Source organism: Thermococcus aciditolerans, assembly GCF_008152015.1.
Lineage (GTDB): Archaea > Methanobacteriota_B > Thermococci > Thermococcales > Thermococcaceae > Thermococcus > Thermococcus celericrescens.
The window spans coordinates 392,844-412,873 of record NZ_CP041932.1 but is presented as its reverse complement, the minus strand read 5'-3'; the positions used below and the strand labels follow the sequence as shown (position 1 = coordinate 412,873).

General features: G+C 54.9%; 24 protein-coding genes and 1 riboswitch. Of the genes, 10 read left to right on the top strand and 14 right to left on the bottom strand.

Annotated elements, in window-relative coordinates; genetic code table 11:
- Window positions 1-17 precede the first annotated feature (17 nt).
- From coaBC to FPV09_RS02180, 5 genes are all read right to left on the bottom strand, one after another.
- Window positions 18-1,232 carry a bifunctional phosphopantothenoylcysteine decarboxylase/phosphopantothenate--cysteine ligase CoaBC gene (coaBC, locus tag FPV09_RS02200; protein ID WP_148882213.1) on the bottom strand — a complete coding sequence of 405 codons (1,215 nt, stop codon included), beginning with the start codon at window positions 1,230-1,232 and terminating at the stop codon, window positions 18-20.
- A 125-nt stretch (window positions 1,233-1,357) separates the two neighbouring features.
- Window positions 1,358-1,882 carry a hypothetical protein gene (locus FPV09_RS02195; protein WP_148882212.1) on the bottom strand — a complete coding sequence of 175 codons (525 nt, stop codon included), beginning with the start codon at window positions 1,880-1,882 and terminating at the stop codon, window positions 1,358-1,360.
- A gap of 208 nt (window positions 1,883-2,090) precedes the next feature.
- Window positions 2,091-2,468 carry a DUF190 domain-containing protein gene (locus tag FPV09_RS02190; protein WP_148882211.1) on the bottom strand — a complete coding sequence of 126 codons (378 nt, stop codon included), beginning with the start codon at window positions 2,466-2,468 and terminating at the stop codon, window positions 2,091-2,093.
- Window positions 2,469-2,472: 4 nt separating this feature from the next.
- Complete coding sequence (gene crcB, locus FPV09_RS02185; protein ID WP_148882210.1) at window positions 2,473-2,844, bottom strand: fluoride efflux transporter CrcB; 372 nt, start codon at window positions 2,842-2,844, stop codon at window positions 2,473-2,475.
- A 130-nt stretch (window positions 2,845-2,974) separates the two neighbouring features.
- Window positions 2,975-3,838, bottom strand: coding sequence for a prenyltransferase/squalene oxidase repeat-containing protein (locus FPV09_RS02180; RefSeq protein ID WP_148882209.1), 864 nt, complete (start codon window positions 3,836-3,838; stop codon window positions 2,975-2,977).
- Between the two features lie 24 nt (window positions 3,839-3,862).
- Window positions 3,863-3,937, bottom strand: a riboswitch (Fluoride riboswitch).
- A 94-nt stretch (window positions 3,938-4,031) separates the two neighbouring features.
- Between FPV09_RS02180 and FPV09_RS02175 the strand changes: the two genes are divergently transcribed.
- Together FPV09_RS02175 and pyk are read left to right on the top strand one after the other, a co-directional pair.
- Window positions 4,032-4,721 (top strand): zinc metalloprotease, encoded by a 690-nt coding sequence (locus tag FPV09_RS02175; RefSeq protein WP_148882208.1) that lies wholly within the window; start codon window positions 4,032-4,034, stop codon window positions 4,719-4,721.
- A gap of 144 nt (window positions 4,722-4,865) precedes the next feature.
- Window positions 4,866-6,302: a pyruvate kinase gene (pyk, locus tag FPV09_RS02170; protein ID WP_148882207.1), complete on the top strand. Its 1,437-nt coding sequence runs from the start codon at window positions 4,866-4,868 to the stop codon at window positions 6,300-6,302.
- A 72-nt stretch (window positions 6,303-6,374) separates the two neighbouring features.
- On the opposite strand, the gene FPV09_RS02165 is transcribed toward pyk, so the two are convergent.
- Window positions 6,375-7,700, bottom strand: a complete 1,326-nt coding sequence (locus FPV09_RS02165) for a TldD/PmbA family protein (RefSeq protein ID WP_148882206.1) — start codon at window positions 7,698-7,700, stop codon at window positions 6,375-6,377.
- 10 nt (window positions 7,701-7,710) lie between these two features.
- Window positions 7,711-9,078, bottom strand: coding sequence for a TldD/PmbA family protein (locus FPV09_RS02160; RefSeq protein ID WP_148882205.1), 1,368 nt, complete (start codon window positions 9,076-9,078; stop codon window positions 7,711-7,713).
- Window positions 9,079-9,452: 374 nt separating this feature from the next.
- Between FPV09_RS02160 and FPV09_RS02155 the strand changes: the two genes are divergently transcribed.
- From FPV09_RS02155 to FPV09_RS02135, 5 genes are read left to right on the top strand one after another with little or no spacing between them, the layout of a single operon-like run.
- Window positions 9,453-9,905, top strand: coding sequence for a hypothetical protein (locus FPV09_RS02155; RefSeq protein ID WP_148882204.1), 453 nt, complete (start codon window positions 9,453-9,455; stop codon window positions 9,903-9,905).
- Window positions 9,892-10,125 (top strand): hypothetical protein, encoded by a 234-nt coding sequence (locus tag FPV09_RS02150; protein ID WP_148882203.1) that lies wholly within the window; start codon window positions 9,892-9,894, stop codon window positions 10,123-10,125. The genes FPV09_RS02155 and FPV09_RS02150 overlap by 14 nt, the downstream gene beginning before the upstream one ends.
- Before the next feature lie 36 nt (window positions 10,126-10,161).
- A complete protein-coding gene (locus FPV09_RS02145) occupies window positions 10,162-10,530 on the top strand; it encodes a hypothetical protein (RefSeq protein WP_148882202.1) in 369 nt (122 codons plus the stop codon).
- Window positions 10,531-10,545: 15 nt separating this feature from the next.
- Window positions 10,546-10,788, top strand: coding sequence for a hypothetical protein (locus tag FPV09_RS02140; protein WP_148882201.1), 243 nt, complete (start codon window positions 10,546-10,548; stop codon window positions 10,786-10,788).
- Between the two features lie 35 nt (window positions 10,789-10,823).
- Entirely contained in the window at window positions 10,824-11,168 is a 345-nt protein-coding gene (locus FPV09_RS02135; protein ID WP_148882200.1) for a cupin domain-containing protein, read from the top strand.
- 11 nt (window positions 11,169-11,179) lie between these two features.
- Here FPV09_RS02135 and FPV09_RS02130 read toward each other — a convergent pair whose 3' ends face one another.
- Complete coding sequence (locus FPV09_RS02130) at window positions 11,180-12,841, bottom strand: oleate hydratase (RefSeq protein ID WP_210411149.1); 1,662 nt, start codon at window positions 12,839-12,841, stop codon at window positions 11,180-11,182.
- 98 nt (window positions 12,842-12,939) lie between these two features.
- Here FPV09_RS02130 and FPV09_RS02125 point away from each other — a divergent pair, with 98 nt between their 5' ends.
- Window positions 12,940-13,638 (top strand): cysteate racemase, encoded by a 699-nt coding sequence (locus tag FPV09_RS02125; RefSeq protein WP_148882198.1) that lies wholly within the window; start codon window positions 12,940-12,942, stop codon window positions 13,636-13,638.
- Here FPV09_RS02125 and corA read toward each other — a convergent pair.
- The 3 genes from corA to FPV09_RS02110 all read right to left on the bottom strand — a co-directional run bounded on the left by corA (window position 13,635) and on the right by FPV09_RS02110 (window position 15,850).
- A complete protein-coding gene (corA, locus tag FPV09_RS02120; protein WP_394343832.1) occupies window positions 13,635-14,558 on the bottom strand; it encodes a magnesium/cobalt transporter CorA in 924 nt (307 codons plus the stop codon). The two genes, FPV09_RS02125 and corA, sit on opposite strands and share 4 nt — an antisense overlap.
- 311 nt (window positions 14,559-14,869) lie before the next feature.
- Complete coding sequence (locus FPV09_RS02115) at window positions 14,870-15,013, bottom strand: hypothetical protein (RefSeq protein ID WP_210411148.1); 144 nt, start codon at window positions 15,011-15,013, stop codon at window positions 14,870-14,872.
- Between the two features lie 9 nt (window positions 15,014-15,022).
- The gene (locus tag FPV09_RS02110; protein WP_148882197.1) at window positions 15,023-15,850 is read right to left on the bottom strand and encodes an MBL fold metallo-hydrolase; all 828 of its coding nucleotides are present in this window, start codon (window positions 15,848-15,850) and stop codon (window positions 15,023-15,025) included.
- A 94-nt stretch (window positions 15,851-15,944) separates the two neighbouring features.
- Here FPV09_RS02110 and FPV09_RS02105 point away from each other — a divergent pair, with 94 nt between their 5' ends.
- Complete coding sequence (locus tag FPV09_RS02105; RefSeq protein WP_148883610.1) at window positions 15,945-17,138, top strand: redox-regulated ATPase YchF; 1,194 nt, start codon at window positions 15,945-15,947, stop codon at window positions 17,136-17,138.
- Between the two features lie 17 nt (window positions 17,139-17,155).
- Here FPV09_RS02105 and cyaB read toward each other — a convergent pair whose 3' ends face one another.
- Genes cyaB through FPV09_RS02090 form a run of 3 tightly spaced genes read right to left on the bottom strand, consistent with a single transcriptional unit; the run spans window position 17,156 to window position 18,685 of the window.
- Window positions 17,156-17,668 carry a class IV adenylate cyclase gene (cyaB, locus tag FPV09_RS02100; protein ID WP_148882196.1) on the bottom strand — a complete coding sequence of 171 codons (513 nt, stop codon included), beginning with the start codon at window positions 17,666-17,668 and terminating at the stop codon, window positions 17,156-17,158.
- Entirely contained in the window at window positions 17,668-18,156 is a 489-nt protein-coding gene (locus tag FPV09_RS02095; protein ID WP_206205979.1) for an Lrp/AsnC family transcriptional regulator, read from the bottom strand. Before FPV09_RS02095 ends, cyaB begins: the two co-directional genes overlap by 1 nt.
- Window positions 18,134-18,685 (bottom strand): UbiX family flavin prenyltransferase, encoded by a 552-nt coding sequence (locus tag FPV09_RS02090; RefSeq protein WP_148882195.1) that lies wholly within the window; start codon window positions 18,683-18,685, stop codon window positions 18,134-18,136. Before FPV09_RS02090 ends, FPV09_RS02095 begins: the two co-directional genes overlap by 23 nt.
- Window positions 18,686-18,790: 105 nt before the next feature.
- Between FPV09_RS02090 and FPV09_RS02085 the strand changes: the two genes are divergently transcribed.
- Window positions 18,791-19,594, top strand: a complete 804-nt coding sequence (locus tag FPV09_RS02085) for a DNA integrity scanning protein DisA nucleotide-binding domain protein (RefSeq protein ID WP_148883609.1) — start codon at window positions 18,791-18,793, stop codon at window positions 19,592-19,594.
- The last annotated feature ends 436 nt before the right edge of the window (window positions 19,595-20,030 follow it).

Genomic DNA, 20,030 nt, shown 5'->3' with positions numbered 1-20,030 from the left:
AAAAAGGCTTTCCTTTTTCACTCAAGAATCGAGATTATTTCATCCCATAGCTTCTCGGCCAGCTCGCGTTTGCCCATCCGCGGGAGCTTTTTAACCGAGCCCCTGCCCACGAGGATGACCTCGTTCTCCTCGCTTCCGAAGGCTTTGAGCGTGTTGGCCACGACGAGGTCGCTTCCGGCCCTCTCGATCTGTCTTCTTGCTGCTTCGATAAGCTCCTCCTCACTAAGGCCAGTCTCTGCCTTGAAGCCGACGAGGAAAGTTCCCGGCTGAAGCTCCTTAACGCGGTCTATTATCTTCGGCGTCGGTTCGAGCTCGAGCGTTAGCTCCCTCCCGCTCTTTATCTTGGCGCTGGCCCTTTCCTTAACGCGGAAGTCGCTGACCGCGGCGGCGAGGATAACGATGTCGTAGTCCTTGGTCTTTAGCTCGTCCTCTATCGCCTCGAGCATCTCCTCAACGGTCTCAACCTCGATCTGGTTCTCCACGAAGCTGGGAACGCTCCCCTTTGTCCTAATCAAAGTTACCTCTGCCCCCCTGAATTCCGCCTCCTCTGCTATTGCGACGCCCATCTTCCCGCTGCTCGCGTTTGTTATGTAGCGGATCGGGTCTATGTACTCCCGCGTTGCGCCAGCTGTAACGAGAACGCGCTTTCCTTCGAGTGTCTTTGGATGGAGCTTTTTGATGACGCGGTAAACTATCTCGTCCGTTGTGGCCACCTTCGCCTTGCCCTCCTCGAATCTCGGGCCTATGAACTCGATGCCGAGCCTCTTGAGCTTCTCGATGTTCTCAACGACTATCGGGTGTTCGTACATGGTCGAGTGCATCGCGGGGGCAATCATTATCGGTGTGTGGGCGAAGGCCGTTGTCACAACGGTTGTAACGGGGGTGTCATCGATTCCGCAGGCGATTTTTCCTATCGTGTTGGCCGTTGCCGGGCAGACGAGGATTAGGTCAGCTTTGTTCTCGTGCTCCCCAGCGAGTTCAACGTGCTCGATGAAGCCGGTGATCTCCGTCACGACCGGGTTCCCTGTGGCGAACTCCATCGCGTAGGGGTGGATTATTTTGGTGGCGCTCTCGCTCATGACGGCGTGAACCTCTGCGCCGTGCCGTATCAGCTCCCTGGCGAGCTTGACGCACTCGACGGCGGCTATGCTTCCGGGAATCGCGAGAACGATTTTTTTGCCAACGAGCTTTCTGCTTTTCGTGGCATGGATCAGTTTGACGTGGTGAAGCATGGAAACACCTCCAAATAATTAAGGGGCCTGGTGGTTAAAACATTACTGGAGGATCCGCCAAACTCAGCGAGATTCACAGGAGTGAACCAACCCCTCCCCCGGAAGGAGGCGTCCCGCCCAGCGGGTTAAACGGCAGTCATCCAGTACCGTCGAACGGTATCGTTGTTTACATCCCTCCTCAGCATGATGAAAACCGCGTTTTTGGTCACGATCCTCTTAACTACTTTGGCGTCTCCTATCCTCACCCGTCCAATTGTTAGATGGGACACCGCGTCTATGAGCTCCCGGGGGGCATTGGGTTTAATTCCTATTGTAATGTCGCTCGGGTAAAATTTGCCGCTGGTATACTCAAAGAGTATCACCACAGGATACGTTCTGGACATCACTTCAACGTTAATCAGAAACGCCTCGTGGATGTACGTGTGTCCCTCTTTTGCCTCAACCACGCTTACTTCCAGGGAGGTTGGGAGGGCGACGGTTAACCTGAGGAGGTACTCACATAACTCCTCCCTCAGAACGGATAGTCGCACCACCACACTGTTTCTTTCCTCACTATAATACACCCACTTTAACGAAACCTCACTTTCAAGTATTGTGTCCATGATAGTATTAAGGAGTTCTACTGGAACCTCAAATTCGAGCGAGAGCATGCCCGAACCCCCATTGACTTTAACGTAGGGTTCTGTTCAGAAGTTAGTACTTTAATCATTTATTAAGTTATTGGATATCCTTCCCGGGGCAGTGGTGGTCAGGGCAGGACTGCAATGTTATACTGAACCCACTCCGCCACCTCGGAGTTTTGAAGTTCACAGTCCAAAAAATTGAGGCACCCAATAAGAATGCAATACTGGGACATAGTTAATGACTGACAGCATCCTCCTCGAACCTCTTCACTTCCTCAGACGTCCCCACCCACACGACTATGGTCGGCTCAACCGTTATCATACCATCCCTTATCATGGGCTTTACCTCGTTTATGGCCTTCTCGATCTTGTATCCCCTGTCAACGACCTCAACTACGATGGGCAGGTCCGTTGAAAGCCTCATTACGTCTGCTGAGTGGACGCGGCTCTTCTTACCAAAGCCGTAGATGCCGCGGTAAACGGTCGCTCCGGCGATGCCCATCTCGCGGAGCTTCTCCACTATCGCCTTGTAGAGGGGTTTTCCCTCAAAGCGGTCGTTCTCGCCTATGTAGATGCGAAGGCGGAGCGTGTTCCAGTGCTCGACTTCGACCATTCAATCACCTCCGGGCCAGCAGGAAGCCCGCGAATACTAGAGTGATGGTTATTATAACGTTTGCCGCGATGTTGAGGCCCGCTATAAGGTACTCCCTCTCACGGAGGAGCGAGAACGTCTCATACGAGAACGTAGAGAACGTACTCAGGGCACCGCAGAAGCCCGTCCCGAAGAACGCCCTCCAGTCGGCGGGGACGTCTATGCCCCAGAAGAGCAGGCCGTAGAGGTAGCCGAGGATCAGGCTGGCTATGCTGTTGACCATGAGCGTTCCGACGGGAAACTCCCTGTAAACCGGCAGGATTCCCGAGATGTAGAACCTCGCCAGCGCACCGAGGGCGCCGCCGAGCATTATCGCGGTCGTTATTCTGAAGTTCATTCTCCCACCCTGCGACTTCCATGGTATGTTCGGCCCTTAAACCTCTTGGCAGTACTTAAGAGTTTGGGTTGTATTCCTTTGGCCTTTGCGGTCTCATGGAGGGGCTTATCTCTGGACTCTTTGCTACCACTCAGAGGAAGCGCTCCATGAAATCCATCACGGCCAGAGCCCTGTACGTGTTCTGGAAGTTCGAGATGCCCAGTTCCAGCGAGCGTCTGAAGCCGCCGTTGGGGTTTTGAAGTGCCCGGATGAATGTTATGTGCCTCGTTGGGCAGTTCGGTCTTTCACCCTGCAGTTCCAGACCCCTTGCCGCGTAGAAGGTCGGCTCAAGGTACGGGGGCAGGCTGTATGGGACCTCAGTGAAACCACCGGCAGGGCAGAGTTCGCAGTTCCTGAAGTGAGGACTCTTAGGTGGCCTGTAGCCCAGGCTATAGAGCGTGTAAATCGCTTGGTAGGTCATCGTCGTCGTAGGGCCCTTGACGCCGTAACCGTTGCCGTTTCTGAACTTCATAACGAAGGCCCTTATCGCGTCCTTTTCGTCGGCGCTGAACTCATAACCTATGGCTTTAAACGCCTTGACGACCCAGTAGGTTGCCTCCAGCGGCGTCGCCGTTCCAAACTCCTCGCTTCCACCCAAACCGACGGCGAATTTGCCCTCCGACGGGTTGTACTTGGTAAAAACGATGTCAAGGTGCTCCATCGCAACGTCTTCTGCCCCCAGTATGGCCAGGCCTTCGAGGGCCATAGCTATCGCCACCACTGCGGTCTGGGGCTGTATTGCCCTTTCCAGGAACTCGATTGTCGTTTCCTTCTCCGGAATTTCAAGGCCGAGGAGGTTGTAAATCTTGACCGCGTAGTACGTATCGTTGACGTTGGTATCGTTGAGGACGCTGACGAAGCAGTAACCGCCGTCCCCGTGGCGTCTCTCCTCTATGTACCTGATGAGCGAATCAGCGTTAATGAATCGTCCAATCCCATAAAGCTTCGAGCCCATTCTACCGCCTCCACAAGATTTTGACGGAGAACAGGCGTCATCAGCCCTCGGCGGGCGGTTCGGCTCGAAGCCCGGGCGGACGCCATCGCCCACGTGACCCTTCAGGATGGCGGTTAAAAATCTTTGTGGTGCAATCAGCTAATCACCTAAAAGCTTAATAAGTCTGGGGAGAGCCTTTTTCTGTGATGAAATAATGGAGTTCATAGCCTTCACATACGTCGGCAACTTCATAAGTGATGGCCTGATAAAAGAAGTTGTCTTTGACGTATTCGACGGGGCTAACAGATTCTTTGAGGAGAACAGTCTTCCCCTGAGGTTTCTCTACGTTGGAAAGCTCAAGCTCGAGCCGGGTTATCTGATAGACATATACACCCCCGAAGGGAAGATCCGGGCCTATCCCCTCGAGGTTCTTACGGAGGTTCTCCACGCCCGGCTGCTCAACGAAATAGAGGGCAGGTCGGACATCAGGATGAACAAAATATTTGCCCTAACCACGTTTCCCCTCGTTTCTCGCAACCCATACCTGGACTTCTTCGAGAAGTTCATGGGAATCCACAAAACCCACGGCGAGCTCAGGGTAATGGTTCTATCCATGAATCCCTTTGAACCCCCTGAACTCTCACGGCTACTTGGAGGCTCTGACGAAGGAGAAAGAACCCGTCTGAGGAGGGGGCTTGAAATCTTTAAAACCCGCCTTCTCAAGGGCATCCTTCACGAGATTGGCCACAGCTTTGGCCTTGAGCACTGCCCCAACAACTGCATCATGAACTCACCATCGAGCATGGATGAGTGGGACTCCATCACGGTCGGTTACTGCGACTCCTGTTTCATCAGCCTCAAAAGGGCCGTTGAATGGTCCGACTTCAGCCTTGGGAACCGATAGATCACATTTTTCTAAAAGCTACGTCAAACGCTGGCTTTTGCACCGATACATTCAACATCGCGAGGGCATTTAGGATGCCCTAATTGCCGCCTTTGGCAAAGGTTATTAGGAGCCGTGAAAAACTACATAGTTGGGTGAGAGAACATGAGGCTTCCCGCTCACAAGACGAAGATCGTGGCCACCATCGGGCCCGCGTCCCTCAAGAGCGAAACGATCGAGGCCATGATAAAGGCAGGAATGGGTGTGGCGCGTATAAACTTTGCCCACGGGGACCTGGAGCAGCACGCCCGCACCATTGAGCTGGTGAGGAAGGCGGCTCGAAGGCTGAACCGTCCCGTGGCGATTCTTGGCGATCTTCCGGGGGTAAAAATCCGCGTTGGCGAGATTGCTGGCGGTTCAGTGACCCTCAGAAGGTGGCAGACGGTAACGCTCACCACCAGGGATGTGGTCGGCAACGAGGGCCTCATTCCAGTCCAGTTCAAGGACTTTCCGAAGATGGTTTCCAGGGGAGACGTCATCTACCTGAGCGACGGTTTTATCGCCCTCCGCGTGGAGGAAGTCCACGGTACCGACGTGGTCTGTAAAGTCCTGGTTGGGGGAACCCTCTTTTCCCACAAGGGCATAAACGTTCCGAAGGCAAGGATCGCAATAGACGCGGTGACCGAGAGTGACCTCCGGTTCATAGAGTTCGCCATTGAACACGGCGTCGATGCGATAGGCATAAGCTTCGTCGGCTCGGCGTATGACGTCCTCAAGGTCAGGCGCTTTGTTGAGGAAAAGGGCGGCAGGATGTTTATCATTGCAAAGATAGAGCGGCCAGATGCCGTCAGGAACTTCGACGAGATCCTCCGCGCCGCCGATGGCATAATGATAGCGCGCGGCGACCTCGGGGTTGAGATGCCCATAGAGAAGCTTCCCATCCTCCAGAAGAAGCTCATCCACAAAGCCAACGTCGCCGGCAAGCCCGCCATTACCGCGACGCAGATGCTCGAGAGCATGACCGAGGAGAAGCTCCCCACGAGGGCCGAAGTCACCGACGTCGCCAACGCCATCCTTGACGGTACGGACGCGGTGATGCTCTCGGAGGAAACGGCGGTCGGCAGATATCCAGTCGATGCCGTGAGGATGATGGCCAGGATAGCCAAGACGATCGAGGCGTACAGGGATTCCCTCTGGTCCGCGCGCATAGTGGAGTGGAAGATGAGCGAGTGGAAGGGCAGGATGCCCAGGAAAGGCACCATAAAGGACACGATAGCGAGGAGCATCATTGAGGCCCTGAACTCTATGGACATCAAGCACATCCTCACCCCGACGAGGACGGGCGAGACCGCGAGGCTCATCTCGCGCTTCAAGCCTAAGCAGTGGGTTCTCGCCTTCGTGAAAGACGAGTGGGTCGGCAACACGCTGATGTTCTCCTACGGCGTCTATCCATTCGTCGTGGAGGAGACCAGCGAGGACGAGATACTGCGCCTGATAAGCGGTCTCGGCCTTGTCAAGGAGAACGACACGATTCTGCTAACGAAGGGAACCCCGATAGGAAAGACCGTGGGGACGAACACGATAAGAATATTCTCCGTTTAGCTTTTCCTTCTTTTAGTCTGCTCTCCAGTCCTGAAGGGCAAGCTTTCGGGAGAAAAAAGAAAGAGGATTCCGTCACTTCCCCGCTATCTTCACGTTCTCAAACTTCACGAAGGGCGTTATGATGGTCGTCATGAAGGGCATTACGGTCTGCTCCTTTGAAACTTCACTCGCCCCCTTCAGCAGTTCGTAGACGTTGCCCGCAACGAGAAAGACGCTCGCCCCCTTGACCTCTCCGTCCTCGATGAGGAATGCCGGGTTTGCCGTTACCGCGAAGTTTCCGTTGTCGGGGTTGCTTGAGTGGGCGCCCTGGAAGCCGTCGACGAAGTAGCCGTGCTCGATTTCGGATATCATGTCCTCCAGCGAGCGCTTTCCGTTCTCGATGACCATGCTGTGGAACCCGATGTTTATTCCCCCGCTGTTCAGGTCGCGCTTGCCGTTTCCGGTGCTCTCGGTGCCGTGGACCTTCGCCCAGTAGTTATCCCAAACGAAGCCCTTGAAGGTTCCGTTCTCGATGAGGACGTTCTTCCTCGTCGGGACTCCCTCTCCGTCCGCCACCACCGGCTGTATGGAGAGCTCGTGGAACGGGTCGTCGTATATCGTGAGCACGTCGCTGGCTATCTTCTCCCCAACCTTTCCTGCCAGAGGTGTCGTCTCCTTAACCAGGCGCTCACCGCTGAAGGCCGGGAAGAGCGCAAAGCTTAGGAGCCCTGCTATCGCCCAGGGGCCGAGTATTATCGGAACCTCCTCGTTTTTGCTTGCCTTGACATCGTACGCCCACTTGACCTTCTGAACCGCCCTTTCGACGACCCCGTCAACGTCCAGGTTGAGGTCTCTCCTCGCGTCAAAGTCGAAGATTCCGGGAGTTACAACGTCGCCCTTCCTTCCGACGAGTTCGATGAAGAAGAAGGCCGCTCCGCCCTCCTGGAAGACGTCTATTCCGTGGGAGTTGACGATGTGGCGCTCCTCCCATGAAACGCCGCCCTCTCCGCCCGCCACGATGACGTTCTCGTCCTTCTCACGGGCGAGCTTTATGCCGCGGACGAGCATCTCAACGAGCTGATCCGGGGAGGCATCCTTCAGCTCGTAGTTGGGCTTCGGCTTCTCCCGGTATTTACCCGGCTCGGGCAGGGAGACCCACTTCTCGTCCCTGCTGTTCAGCTTTGCCATCTTTGCGGCCTGCTCTATGGCCTCCCTTATCCTGGCCGGCTCGGCACTGTCGATTATGGCCAGTCCGAGGCGCTTGTCCTTTATTCCGCGGAGTATCGTAACCGCCCCGCTCCTCGTGGAGGCCATTGAAATCTCGTTGAGCTCGACGTTGGCGCTCACATCCTTGGAGCGGTAAACGGCAATCTCAAGCTCGTCGAAAAACTTCTCGCCGTACCTTATGAGTTCCTCCATCTTAACCACCTCACCCGATGAGGATTCCTCCGTCAAAGCGCATGTGCGGTCCACCTGAGCTTACAAAGGCCGTCTGTCCCTTTCCGCAGAAGCCGACCTCAAGACCGAAGTCCTTGCCGACCGCGCTTATCTTCTTCAGCGCCTCGATGGCAACTCCGGTAATCGAGGTGTCCCTTATCGACTCGGCGATTTCACCGTTCCTGATGACGTAGCCCTCCTGGACGCCAACCTGGAAGGCGCTGTTGAGCTGGGCCTGGCCGCCGCGGAAGTCAACGACGTAGTAGCCGAACTTGATGTCCTCGATGAGCTCCTCGAAGCTGTGGTCTCCGGGCTCGAAAATCGTGTTCCTCATCCTGATTATCGGGGCATAGCGGTAGCTCTCGGCCCTCGCGTGACCGTTCGGCTCCATGCCCCACTTTGCAGCGTACTCGCGGTTGAGCATTATCTCCTTCAGGATTCCGTTCTCGATGATGCGTATGTCCCTCACCGGGACGCCCTCATCGTCGTATTTGTCGTTTCCGAAGCCACCCTCAACGTAGCGCTCGCTCATCGTGACGTATTCAGGAGCAATCTGCTTTCCGATGAGATCCTTGAAGGGTGAGTTTATGGTTAAGTCGGCCTCCGCGAGGTGACCGAGTGCCTCGTGGGCGATGATTCCAACGACGATTGGGCCCGCAACGATGGGGAACTCGCCGCGCTTCGGGGCAATGCCCTTCAGCTGGCTGTGCATCTTTCTCAGCAGTCTCTCGGTGACCTTTTCGTTGGGCTCAACGTCGGTCATGAGCTCCCAGCCGTAGTCTACAGCGCCTATGCTGTCCCTCGCCATGGCCAGCTTCCCGTCGGCCTTTCCGGTGACGTAGGTTCCCTGGTAGAGGTAGTTGTAGTCCCACTCTATGCGCGTCCCCTCGCTGGTGAGGAGGATTTTTTGCCCGCCGCCGTCTTCGTAGCGGACATGGACGCTCTTAACGGCCTCGTCCTCCTTGAGGAGCCTCTCCAGCTCCCTCAGGTGTGCGACCTTCTCCTCTATGTCAACTTCCCCTGGCTTGACCTTCATTTTGCTCTTCACGAAGTCCTCGACCGGCTTTATCTCGGCCAGCTCTATCTTTTCCCTCTTGGTCTCGGCGGCAGCTTTCGCCAGCTTGTAGGCTTCCTCAATTTTCCTCTCGAGGTTTGAGAGGTCGCTGGTTGAGGCGAACCCCCATGCTCCATCGGCCAGAACCCTGATGGCAACACCCCTGTTCAGCTTCCCTGTAAAGCTGGTAAAAACGCCGTCTTTGAGGGCAAGTGTCGTCTTTCTGAGGTCCTCATAGCGGAGCTCTACGTAGTCTGCTCTCAGGTTCTCCTCCGCCCAGCGGAGGGCTTTTTCCAGTTTCTCCATTAGCCATCACCGCCTGTAGTTGTCCATCAGTGTCTGGGTCTCGGAACTATAAAAGTCTTTTGAACATTTCGATGAGAGTCGAAAGGGTAGGCATTACCCGGTTATAAAACAAATGTATGACAACGTTCATTGCTAATTTCTTTTCCGAACGAAAGTGTTATATATAATAAGTGAAAAGGATTTAGTGCAAGAGCCCGTTGGGGGGGGTCGATGCGAAGGCGTACACTGCTGGCCATATTTGTGGTTTCGCTGTTGATTGGAGCCTACGGTGCTTGCATCGTAATCGAATGTCCGTGGTGCGTGCAGAACAACTGCTTGGAACAGGGTTCCGAATGCCAAGGAGGATGGGTTCCCGGGCCGTAGGGGGAGATACCATGAAGGCTGAAGAAACCGCCGTTATTCCATTTATCTTGATTTTTATAGGTCTGATGCTGTCGTTGCTTTGGGGAAAAGATGGCGGCTCAGTCAAGGAAAACGCAGAGCTTTCGTTTTATATCATCCTCGCAATTCCGGTAGCGCTAGCAATATGGAGGATAATACACGAGGTATGGAAACACACATCCAACGCCGTGTTTCCTGCCTGCTGGGGATTGCGGTTTTTATGGGGTTTGGCATCTCCTATGGAATCCTGGCGTTCGGCAGAGTTGATAAGCAAGGTCTCCTTGCGGGTCTGGTTATTGGAACGATCGCCGTTATCTCCGAATACTGGAAAAAGAAAAGCAGTGTTATCAATACCAGCAGCTAACCAGAAAGTCTCCGGAGACGTAAAGAGACTTTCCGCACTCCCCCACGAGGAAGTGGTAGGTGTCACAAATGCGAACCAATAATGCCCATGCCGTGATCGAAACCTACCGGCGGAATTACTCCCCAAAACCGGGAGCCTTCTTAAAGCGCCTCGCGGGGTATTTTGCAGTGTTCTTAGTTATAACCCTCTACGGCCACCCTGAGACCGCACTGGAGGTTCTGATAGTCCTGCTACTGCTGGACCTGTTCATTAGCTGGGTACTGGGCGGGACAGTATCAAAAGAGGATGGTGGTCATAAATGACTCCGACAACGATCATTCCTGGGCGGGGGTGAAAACATGAACGATGGGAGATTTTTGGCATTCTTATTCATGTTCTTTTTTGCCGGCTACATTGTTTATCTGAATGAGTTTTATTCCACTACGGAGACGCTTTTCATGGCCACTGTCGCAGTGGTCCTCGTGTACCTGATTCCAGTCGCGCTGGTGAAAATTATCCAGGGCAAAGGGTACACTCTCGTCAGCGGAATATTTGTTGCCACGATTTGGGAATTCAGTATGGCAGCTCTTGCGAGAGTACTGGCATTTCCAGCGTGGGAGAGCTTCCTGCTGGCGGGGGTCGGCGGAGCCCTCACAACGGCCTTCCTTGCGTTTGTGCGACAAGGGAAGGAAAAACGGAATGAAAATGCTGTGGAAGCCCAAACATGAAACCGGGTGTCACAAATGTCCGCCACAGTGAACCCGTGGATCGGGGTCTTTGTAGTCCTCGGCATCCCTCTCCTCATCTATTTATACTCCAGAAGACGAATGAGCGCCCCTAAAGCCGGTCTGATAGCCGTTACAACGTATATCTTCCTTGGACTAGCCATGATAGCCCTCGGCTGGAACATCAGCCCCTGGACAATAATCCTTCCCGGTCTCTTCGTGGCCTTCTTGGACGTCCTCCAGCTCAGGCAGCGCCCTTAGCAATCTTTTTATCCTCCCGCTCCAAACCCGCATCCATGAAGGCCGAAATCAAAAACCTCATAGACAGGGGCACCTACCGGAAGCTTCCCCTCTTCGAGGGCGAACTGCCCGAAGGCTCGTACGCCCAGATAGTGGAGGTCAAGCCCGGGCAGACCGTCAGGAAGCACTACCATCTCCACCAGTACGAGCTGTTCTACATAATGAGCGGCGAGGCAAGGCTCGGCATCGGCGAGACTGAATACCTCGCGAGGCCCGGCGACATCTTTCTGGTAAAGCCTAAAACCGTCCACTGGGTGATCAACGAGCGGGATGAGCAGTTCAGGCTCTTCGTGGTGAAGCTGAACTACCACGGGGATGACTCCGTGTGGCTGGAAAAATGAGAAGAAATGAATTAGCCGAAGAGGAAGAGGTTCAGGCTCCTCTTCAGCATCCCCTTTTCCTCGTCATCAACGAGCGTTTCGACAGCCTTTATGAGGACGTCAATCCTTTTGTATGGTTTGTACGCCTCTGGGGGTTCCCTGCTGAGGTCGAGCAGGCCGTAAACACCCATCATGGCAGACTTGACGGAGTACTCGACTGTAAAGACGCACTCGCCGGGAACCTCGACAAACTGCCCCAGGAGGGCGAGGTTCCCATAGTTCTCCGGGATGACCGGTGGCCTGTCGCCGGGATGCCTCGGCATGAACTGGCTCGTTATGTATGGCATCATGGCGGTTCTGACATTTATTACCGTCCCGAGGAGTTCGTCCTTTTTATCGAGCCAGCCGAGATGGTAGAGCAGTTCGAGGAATATCTCCTTACCTGTGCACTGGCTCATGGGCTTCTTGATGTAGTCACCCTTCTTGTCAACGAACAGTCCGTAGCCCCAGATGACCGTGACGTCATCTGGCTGGTTCCTGAAGTGGGGCTGTCTGAAAGCCACTATGGACATGAGCCACGAGGAGTCCTTGAAAGTGACCAAGCCGCCGGTTCCGGTTTTGTTTCCGGTGAACTCCTCGAGCATCTTGAGGAACTCCTCTCCCCTGAAGGTTATCGTGAAGGACTCCCACTTCGTTTTGTCTATCTCAGATGCGAAAACATCGGGGTTTCCGAGGGACGGGTCCTTCTTGACCAGGTTCCGCCAGAGCCTCCATATGTCTCCCTCTCCCCTGTTGAGAACCGGTGGGTGCTCAAAATCGCCGTAGGTGGAGTTCTCGACCATCGAGCCAATGGTTATGAAGACTAGGTCCTTCGGTTTGACCTCGATGATGCCCTCTTTCTGGCCCGTGGTGTGGAGCTTGGTGACGTACTTTTTGCCGTCGATTTCCTCGATTTCAACATCCACGACCTTCGTCCCCATGATGAAGTTGACTCCTCTATCCTGGAGCCACTTCTGAATTGGGAGGATCATTGAGTCGTACTGGTTGTAAGGAGTCCTTAAAACGCCCTCAATTTTGTTCATCCCTGGGACGAGATGCATGAAGCGGAGCATGTAACGCCTCATTTCCATGACGCTGTGCCAGGGTTGGAATGCGAACATCGTTGCCCAGAAGTACCAGAAGTTCGTTTTGAAGAACGACGGTGAGAACCACTGCTCTATTGTTATTCCTCCAAGCTGGTCTTCAGGGGTCAGCAGGAGTTCGTTGAGCTCATTGAGATGTCTGATGGTTAAGCCGTACTTCGTGAAGTCCACCTTCTTGCCAGGTGTCCCGACGAGCCTGCACTTTGAGGAGCCGACGTACTCCTCGTTGAACTCGACCACCTCATCGAGGATCGTCTTATCTGAGTCGTCGAGGGAGGGAATGGAACCGAGCAAATCCCACGTTGCTTCATAGTGTTCCTCAAACATCCTTCCCCCTCTGAGCAGGTAGCCATTCTCGGGGTCTCCGGAACCGTCGAGACAGCCCCCATTCACTGGAGTCTTTTCAAATATGTAGATATTCTCCCCGGGCATCTTGGCGTCCCTGATGAGGAAAACTGCCGCCGCAAGCGAAGCAATGCCTCCGCCGACCATGTAGGCATTCCTTTTCTTTATGTCCGGAACCTTCCTCAAGGTCGTTCTCTTGTAGTTCAACATATTCCTCACCTAGACATGTCTTATAAAGACATGTTTAATATAGTCATAGTGGCCAACTTTAAAAATGTTTCCCAATAACGGTTAATGGTGATTGAATGGCCGAGAGAACCATCGGCATCCTCGGGGGCATGGGGCCTCTGGCGACCGCCGACCTCTTCAGAAGGATAGTCGAGAAGACCCCTGCAGAGAGAGACCAGGACCACCCCAGGATAATCATCTACAACGACCCAAAGATCCCCGACAGGACCTCTTTCATCCTGGGAAACGGGGAAGACCCGAGACCTGCCCTGGTAGAGGGAGCGAGAAAGCTCGAGAGCTGGGGAGCGGACTTCATAATAATGCCCTGCAACACCGCACACTTCTTCGCCGACACCATCCAGAAGGCGGTAACGATTCCGCTCGTCAGCATGATCGAGGCGACGGCGGAGGAGATAGAAAATCTCGGCCTGCGCAGGGTCGGCCTCCTCGCAACCGACGGCACCATAAAGGGACTCGTTTACCACCGCGCCCTCCTCGGCAGGGGCGTCGGGATAGCCGTCCCCGGAAAGAACGACCAAGAACTCGTTATGAGGGGAATCTACGAGGGTGTCAAGGCCGGGAACATTGAGATGGGAAGGAAGCTTCTCTTGGAGGCGGCCAGGAGGCTCGAACGCAGGGTTGATGGGATAATAGCCGGCTGCACAGAGGTCAGCGTTGCCCTGAGACCGGAGGATCTGAGCGTCCCCCTGATCGATCCGCTCGACGTGATAGCGGAGAGGGCCGTGAGGCTTGCCCTCGGCCTTGAGGAGCTCTAAATCCACCCTTTTCTCCTGAAGTAGGCGAGCATGCCGAGGGCGATTCCGAGCATGACCATCAGAACGGCCGGGTAGCTGTAGCGCCAGGCCAGTTCCGGCATGTAGCGGAAGTTCATGCCGTAGAGGCCGGTTATGAAGGTCAGTGGGATGAACACCGTTGAGACTACCGTGAGGATTCTGATGATGTCGTTCGTTTTCATGGAGAGTGTGGAGTAGTAGAGCTCGACGAGGCTGTTGGCGAGTTCTCGTTGCCCCTCCAGGATCTCGAGAACTTCGAGAACGTGGTCGTGGAGTTCGTCTATGAAGGGCTTGGTATCCTCGCTGAAGAAATCTTCGCCCTCGAGCCTCAGCTTCCTGAACGCCTCCAGGAGGGGAAATATCGTGCGGCGCATGAAGAGTATCTCCCGCCTTATTCCGTGTATCCTGTGCAGGACGCCCTCGTCCGCCCTTGAAAGTATCCTCGCCTCAAGCTCTTCCATCTGGGAGCTTATGCGCTCGATTATCGGCACGTAGTTTTCGACTATCGCCTCAAGAATCGCGAAGGGCACCGTGTTCGCGGAGGAGTCCCTCCCCTTGCGGATGCCTTCCCTTATCGGGTCGAAAACGTCCCCGGGAGTCTCCTGGATGGTTATCACGAGATTGCCCTTTAGGAGGATACCCATTCTCTCCCTCTTCAGCCCGTCGTCTATCTCATAGACCTGGTGGAGAAGGAGAAAGAGGTAGTCCGGGAACACCATCACCCTCGCCCTGCCGCTCGCCCGCCTCAGAGCCTTCATCGGCGTTTCATGGATCCCCAGAGCGTCCCTCAGTTCAGACACGAGGGAGACTGTATCCACGTTCACCCACACGACATCATAGCCGCTTATATTTTTCTCTTGAAAGCCTCGCCGTTCACGGCGGGGATGCAGTGAACTGCCCAACAATCATTAAACCACCAAAACCCTTTTAAGTCCTGCCAGCGTAATAAGGTCTCGAGGAGGCCACCGTAGAACAACCCGATGAGATGAGGGGTTTCACGTTACCCTCGGGCATTGGAGGGTTGACGCCGTAAGGCGTCCCTTCAAAACTGCCTTTAAGCGGTTTGAAACTCCGAGTGGTGACCTTCAAGCCATAACCCCAATCCGGGTTGCCGGTAGGGGTAAGGGCCTGAGACCGGGCCTGCGGGCTGAACCGAAACCGGTGACGGGAGTAAGTGATGGGCCCGCAAACCGAACCGCCGTTGGAGAGGGGGTTAGCTCGCTGGAACCCTCAGCCAAGGTGGGGAGGAGGTCAGGGAGAGGGCCTCCTCGATGCTCTCCGCCTTTCTGCTGAGGAACTTGTCCCGTGAGTACGCGATGACTGTTATCCTGGGCTTTTCCCCGGCTTCCTCGGCCATGCTATCACCTCAGAACTCCATGACCATCCCGGAGTGCAGCTTGTGGAAGCGCTCGCCGTAGGCCTCCAGGAAAGCCGCCTCGGCCCTCAACCCGGTGCAGTGTCCGGTGTAGACCTCCTCTACTCCGAGCTCCTTGAACTCCCTCACGGTCCTTTCGATGCGTTCGTCGCTGGCGTCTATGAGATGGAAGCCGCCTATGACCGCGCGGACGCGCCTCTCGCCGGTCAGCCGTATCGCGCCTTTAACTATGCTCACTATTCCCGCGTGGCTGCAGCCGCTCACGATAACCAGACCCTCCGACGTTTTAGCCACGAGGCTCATGTCGTCCATAATGGTGTCTTCCATTATCTGGCCGTCCCTCAGCGTATAGACCCCTATATGCCCCTGCTCGAAGTTCTCGCGGTTGCAGACCTCACCCGTGGAATAGATGCCCTCGATTATTTCGAGGGGCTTTGGGGCAAGGTAGAGGTCAGCGAGCTCCTCAACCTCCTCCCGCCTGAAGGGGATTCCAACGTCCCTGAGGTAGGGTTTCATAACGAAGTGCCTTCTGAAGATGCTCGGGTGCGCTATAACCGGAACCCGCCTTCCGATGGCCTTTAGGATGCCCAAAAGCCCGCCCGTGTGGTCGTAGTGGCAGTGGCTCAGGAAGATGTAATCGACGTGGGAACTCGGATCGAGACCGAGGAGCTTCATGTTGTGGAGTATCGGCTCGGCGCTCTGGCCGGTGTCGAAGAGGATTCCCTTCCCGGCCTTCTCTATCAGGAAGCTTACGCCGTGCTGGGCCAGAAAGGGGCTTTCGTAGCCAGAATAGTCCTCGACAAGGACGTATATTCGCATGGGTTTCCACCAAAGGAATTGGTGCAAAGGAGGAGTTATAGTTTTTGGCCGAAACCCCTTAAAACCCTCGCGCGAAGTTAGGGCGGTGGTGAGCATGGAGATAGGTGTTGTTGGAAAGCCAAACGTTGGGAAATCAACCTTTTTCTCGGCCGCGACCCTCGTTGACGTTGACATTGCCAATTATCCGTTCACTACGATAGACGCGAACGTTGGGGTCACCTACGCGATAACGGATCACCCCTGCAAAGAGCTCGGCTGTCAGCCAAACCCCCAGAACTACGAGTACCGTGATGGGAAGGCGCTTATCCCGATAAAGATGATTGACGTTGCCGGACTGGTTCCCGGGGCTCACGAGGGGCGCGGGCTGGGCAACAAGTTCCTCGATGACCTCAGAATGGCCTCGGCTTTAATCCACGTCGTCGATGTTACCGGAAAGACCGACGCCGAGGGCCAGCCGACCGACCACCACGACCCCGTGGAGGACATAGAGTTTCTTGAGAGGGAGATAGACTACTGGATCTACGGCATCCTCCACAAGAACTGGGAGAAGTTCGCGAAGAGGATAAAGCTCCAGCACCTAAAGCTCGCCCAGGCCATAGCCGACCAGCTGACGGGAATAGGTGTGAGCGAGGAGGATGCCTTCGAGGCCATCCACAAGCTCGGCCTGGACAACGACCCGACGAAGTGGAGCGATGAAGACCTGCTGGCCTTCGTCCGCGAGCTGAGGAAGATAAACAAGCCGATAATAATTGCCGCCAACAAGGCGGACGCGGCGGCCGACGCTCAGATAGAGCGCCTGATAAAGAAGGGGAAGAGCAGGGGGTATATAGTCGTCCCGACGAGTGCGGCGGCGGAGCTGACGCTGAGAAAGGCGGCAAAGGCGGGATTCATCGACTACGTCCCCGGTTCGAGCGACTTCAAAATCCTTAAGCCGATGAGTGGAAAGCAGGAGAAGGCGCTCATGCTCATAAAGGAGAAGGTCCTCGACCGCTTCGGCTCCACGGGAGTCCAGGAGGTAATAAACCGGGCAACGTTTGAGCTCCTGAAGCTCATCCCCGTCTACCCTGTGGAGGACGAGCACAAGCTCACGGACCAGTTCGGAAACGTCCTGCCCCACGTCCACCTGCTTCCGAAGGGTTCAACACCCAGGGCCCTGGCGTACAAGGTGCACACCGACCTCGGAAAGACCTTCCTCTACGCGGTGAACGCGAGAACCCACAGGCGCGTTGGAGAAGACTACGAGCTGGAGTTCAATGACATCATCAAAATCGTAGCCACGGCACGCTGATTTTTGAGTTTGCTGTTTTATTTTCCCTTACCTTCCCTGATCAGCTCCTGGTAGAGCCTCGGCTCAACGTCATCCTCGGTGAGGCCGAGCCTTTTCGCGATTTCCCATATCCTGCGCTTGGCTTCTTCCACGTTGTCCGAGATTACCTCGATGTCCAGAAAAGCCCCCAGTCCTTCCACTTCGTTCAGCTCGAAGGTAACGCCATCCAGCCGGTAAACGAGGCGGCGTTTCCGGATCCAGATATCCTCCCTGAACCCAAGGCGCTTCAGAATCTCAACGGTCCCGTCGAAGTCCGAAACCTCTACTTCGATCTCGTCGAACTCCTCGTTCCGTCCGGGGTCCGCTATGCGCTTGTAGGTTAAGAAAGACCTCCCAAGGTTCGAGATTCTCCGAACCCGAAGAAGCTCATGTGGAGGAAGGGAGAAATAGAGATCCTCCTGGAGCTCCTCCCGCACGAAGTCCGCACCGAGGGATTCTATCGCGGCCCTGGCCTGATTGAAGTCGATGCGAAACTTTACCTCGATCTCCATTAGACGCTCACCAGGAATCCCGCTAAGCTATCCCCCTTGACGAATTCATTCACAGGGAACACTTCCACCCTTTTCAGTGTGGGCATGACCTGTATGGTCTCCTCCACGAATTTGTTAATCTGCTCCCCGTTCTCACCGCCGATTATAGCCACGACACCGTCCTTATCGCTCCGTGCAACAGCGAGCACGTTGGGAAGCAGGGACAGGGTTTTCATAAGGTACTGAATGTACCTTTCCAGGAAATCCTCAATAATGGGAGTCTCGGCCTGAACGTAGACAATAGCAAGGGTTTTGGGCCGCAACTGCTCACCGAGCACTATGGTATATTTTTCAATAAAACTCCTCTCCTGGAGTTTCTTTATTCTGAAATGTATAGTGGATTCCGGGCGATTTAGCCTCTCTGCTATTTCCGATATCGTAAGCCTCGCGTCCTCTTTGAGCAGACGGAGTATCGCTCTATCGAGGTCATCCAGCTGAACCATTCTCATTCCCCCACCTAGGGTAGATTTGATTATCAATCCCAAGGACATCTAGGATTTTTCCTATTATAAAGTTTGTTATATCGTCCAAAGTTTTGGGTTTTGTGTAAAATCCTGGGGATGCTGGCATCACCACCGCTCCAGCTTGGGTAACCCTCACCATATTTTGTAGATGCACCAAGCTCAGCGGTGTCTCCCTAACGAGCAGGACAAGCTTTCGCCTCTCTTTTAGCGCCACGTCCGCCGCCCTGGCGATCAAATTGTCGGCGTAGCCGTTCGCGATTGCCGAAAGGGTCTTCATGGAGCACGGGGCTATCACCATGGCGTCGAAGGGATGTGAGCCGGACGCTATAGGGGCGAAGAGGTCGCTGTCAAGGTAATCCGGTTTGAAATCGGCGCCCGTCTCGTGCCGGAGTACCGCGAGGCCCATCCTTGAGGCCACGGTGATGACCTCGTGTCCCGTTTCCCTCAGCACATCGATGAGCCTGAGCCCATAGACCGCGCCACTGGCCCCTGTTATCGCGACTACCACCTTCATCTCTCACACCGATGAAACTATGTGCTGCCCGTTTTAACGTTTTCTGGACGCTCCGGGGCGGTAAGTTTTTATGTCCCCACGAATATCCCAAGACGGTTGGTGAGCATGGGGCGGGAGATTCCTGAAGTTTTAATAAACAGTGCGATAGGGATTGTGAGGGAGCTTGGGGGCAAAGCCCTCGTCATTCTGGAGGATATCGACCCCGAGAGGCTTCGGGACGCAGGCGTTACCATAGTCATAGTCGGTTCCTCCTTCGACGTTGAGGAGGAGATGGTCAAGCGGGTCTCGATACCCCAGAACCTCGACCTGAACAACATCCTGAACCTCATATCCGCGTTTCTGATAGAACACGACATCCTCGGAGAGGGCGAGTCCTTCGTCTACGTCACCCGGGAGATGATAGGGATAAAGACAGTCAAAAAGAACATATCCGCCATGAGGGGATTTTTTGCCCAGAATCAGAGCGTGCTCCAGCGGCTGCTTGAGATAACCATAGAACTGAGCGTGGAAGGCCGCGAGGGAACGCCCGTTGGGACGATATTCGTCATCGGCGACACCAGGCGCGTTCTCAGGCACTCCCATCAGCTCATCCCAAACCCGTTCAAGGGGCACAGGGTCAACGTTCTGGACAGGGACAGCAAGGAGATAATCAAGGAGTTCGCCCAGCTGGACGGGGCGTTTATAGTCCGCGACGACGGCAGGATTGCAGCCGCCGGCCGCTACCTGGAGGTCGAGCCGAAGGTCATAGACCTCATGCTTCCACCGGGCCTGGGGAGCAGACACATAGCGGCCGCGGGGATAACGAAGCTCACCAAGGCGATGGCAATAAGCCTCTCCGAGAGCGGCACGATAAGGATATTCAAAAACGGCCTCATGCTCCTGGAGTACAACCCGAGGATAAGGTACTGATTCGTTCCCATCACGCTACTTCTTAATCTTTTTCGGATTTCCGGCCCGGTTATGCAATTTTGTCCGAAACAAGCCTCCGTATGTGCCCCTGAATCCCATTCTAGCGGTTTCAGAAATGTAACATTTGGTAATCCCTACGTTTTTTGAATATAACGAATTTTCTTTGAATTTCGGGGCAGGGACATTAGAACGCCGGCTGGAACCGTTATACCGTCCCCGGCAATAGGGTGCCGTGATGCGTTTTCTGGCAGTATTCACCCCGCGGCGGCCGCTGCTTGGGGGTGGAATTGGGGGACCCAAAGGGGGCTTTCTGCAAAAAGGTTTTATAGAGAAGCATCCATTAAACCCCATTAGAGGAACGGGGCAAAAAACGCCCTGTTGCAATAAGACTCTGGGAGAATTGAAACACCCAGCCGTCCCCCACCTGGGCCTTCTT

Coding starts and splice junctions, on each gene's coding strand:
- FPV09_RS02155 (WP_148882204.1), top strand. CDS start 9,453: ATGAAGGCTGAAGAAACCGCCGTTATTCCATTTATCTTGATTTTTATA.
- FPV09_RS02125 (WP_148882198.1), top strand. CDS start 12,940: ATGGCCGAGAGAACCATCGGCATCCTCGGGGGCATGGGGCCTCTGGCG.
- FPV09_RS02135 (WP_148882200.1), top strand. CDS start 10,824: ATGAAGGCCGAAATCAAAAACCTCATAGACAGGGGCACCTACCGGAAG.
- pyk (WP_148882207.1), top strand. CDS start 4,866: ATGAGGCTTCCCGCTCACAAGACGAAGATCGTGGCCACCATCGGGCCC.
- FPV09_RS02105 (WP_148883610.1), top strand. CDS start 15,945: ATGGAGATAGGTGTTGTTGGAAAGCCAAACGTTGGGAAATCAACCTTT.
- FPV09_RS02115 (WP_210411148.1), bottom strand. CDS start 15,013: ATGGCCGAGGAAGCCGGGGAAAAGCCCAGGATAACAGTCATCGCGTAC.
- FPV09_RS02140 (WP_148882201.1), top strand. CDS start 10,546: ATGTCCGCCACAGTGAACCCGTGGATCGGGGTCTTTGTAGTCCTCGGC.
- FPV09_RS02175 (WP_148882208.1), top strand. CDS start 4,032: ATGGAGTTCATAGCCTTCACATACGTCGGCAACTTCATAAGTGATGGC.
- FPV09_RS02190 (WP_148882211.1), bottom strand. CDS start 2,468: ATGGTCGAAGTCGAGCACTGGAACACGCTCCGCCTTCGCATCTACATA.
- crcB (WP_148882210.1), bottom strand. CDS start 2,844: ATGAACTTCAGAATAACGACCGCGATAATGCTCGGCGGCGCCCTCGGT.
- FPV09_RS02110 (WP_148882197.1), bottom strand. CDS start 15,850: ATGCGAATATACGTCCTTGTCGAGGACTATTCTGGCTACGAAAGCCCC.
- FPV09_RS02145 (WP_148882202.1), top strand. CDS start 10,162: ATGAACGATGGGAGATTTTTGGCATTCTTATTCATGTTCTTTTTTGCC.
- FPV09_RS02180 (WP_148882209.1), bottom strand. CDS start 3,838: ATGGGCTCGAAGCTTTATGGGATTGGACGATTCATTAACGCTGATTCG.
- FPV09_RS02160 (WP_148882205.1), bottom strand. CDS start 9,078: ATGGAGAAACTGGAAAAAGCCCTCCGCTGGGCGGAGGAGAACCTGAGA.
- FPV09_RS02090 (WP_148882195.1), bottom strand. CDS start 18,685: ATGAAGGTGGTAGTCGCGATAACAGGGGCCAGTGGCGCGGTCTATGGG.
- FPV09_RS02085 (WP_148883609.1), top strand. CDS start 18,791: ATGGGGCGGGAGATTCCTGAAGTTTTAATAAACAGTGCGATAGGGATT.
- FPV09_RS02165 (WP_148882206.1), bottom strand. CDS start 7,700: ATGGAGGAACTCATAAGGTACGGCGAGAAGTTTTTCGACGAGCTTGAG.
- FPV09_RS02195 (WP_148882212.1), bottom strand. CDS start 1,882: ATGCTCTCGCTCGAATTTGAGGTTCCAGTAGAACTCCTTAATACTATC.
- coaBC (WP_148882213.1), bottom strand. CDS start 1,232: ATGCTTCACCACGTCAAACTGATCCATGCCACGAAAAGCAGAAAGCTC.
- cyaB (WP_148882196.1), bottom strand. CDS start 17,668: ATGGAGATCGAGGTAAAGTTTCGCATCGACTTCAATCAGGCCAGGGCC.
- FPV09_RS02150 (WP_148882203.1), top strand. CDS start 9,892: ATGCGAACCAATAATGCCCATGCCGTGATCGAAACCTACCGGCGGAAT.
- FPV09_RS02095 (WP_206205979.1), bottom strand. CDS start 18,156: ATGAGAATGGTTCAGCTGGATGACCTCGATAGAGCGATACTCCGTCTG.